The organism is Rhodoferax sp. UBA5149 (assembly GCF_002413825.1).
Taxonomy (GTDB): domain Bacteria; phylum Pseudomonadota; class Gammaproteobacteria; order Burkholderiales; family Burkholderiaceae_C; genus Rhodoferax.
In genome coordinates this window covers 15,321-16,245 of the sequence record NZ_DHXT01000200.1, presented here as the reverse complement: position 1 = coordinate 16,245, position 925 = coordinate 15,321, and the positions used below count along the sequence as shown (strand labels likewise).

Annotated in this window: 1 protein-coding gene and 1 pseudogene; both read left to right on the top strand. The window is 65.8% G+C overall.

All coding sequences use genetic code 11. The features are described 5' to 3' along the window. Window positions 1-186 (top strand): annotated as a pseudogene (locus tag B3V69_RS18050) (GGDEF domain-containing protein); the annotation flags it as partial. Between the two features lie 38 nt (window positions 187-224). Then, window positions 225-925 (top strand): alpha/beta hydrolase (locus B3V69_RS18045; RefSeq protein WP_414707574.1); only part of this gene is annotated, 701 nt, incomplete at its 3' end.

Here is a 925-nt window from a genome sequence, read left to right as displayed (position 1 = left end):
ATCAGCATCGGTTTTTCTGAAATCAAAACCGGCGACACCCCCAGCGGTGCCTTCGAGCGCGCCGACAAGGCGGTTTATTACGCCAAGGAACATGGACGAAACCAGGTTTGCAGCCACGCCGCCTTGATTGCCAGCGGCGCACTGGTCGAGCAGGCCGCCAATGTGGGCGACATGGAACTGTTTTAAGCGCCTGGCGCTGTCAGGCGCCGCAACACTGGGTACACTTGCGCGCCATGAATACCCTGCTCCCCCGTATTGAAATTGAAAGCGCTCCTCAATCCAGCGCGCCCGCCACCGCCGCCGTCATCTGGCTACACGGCCTCGGGGCCGATGGCAACGACTTCGCCGCCCTGGTACCCGAGCTGGACCTGGACGCCTGCCCGCCCATTCGCTTCGTCTTTCCGCACGCGCCCAGCATCCCGGTCACCCTGAACGGCGGCTACGTCATGCCCGCGTGGTACGACATCATGGGCAGCGACCTGCTGAACCGCCAGGACACGGCCGGCATCCAGCTGTCTGCGCGCGCTATTTGCCAGCTGATCGAAAACGAGGCCGCGCGTGGCGTCCCCTACCAGAACATCGTGCTGGCGGGCTTCTCGCAAGGCTGCGCCATGGCCCTGCACGCCGGCTTGCGCTTCCCCAAGCGGCTCGCCGGCATCATGGCCTTGTCGGGTTACCTGCCGCTGGCCGACACCTTGGTGGCCGAGCGTGCACCCGCCAACGCCCACACCCCCATCTTCATGGCCCACGGCAGCATGGACCCGGTGGTGGCACCGGCCCGGGGCGAAGCCTCGCGCGATTTTCTCGCCGGGCTGGGCTACCCGGTGCAATGGCACAGCTACCCGATGCAGCACAGCGTGCATCCGCGCGAGGTGGCCGACATCTCGGTCTTTCTGACCCGCGTACTGGGCCCGGGCACTGTTGC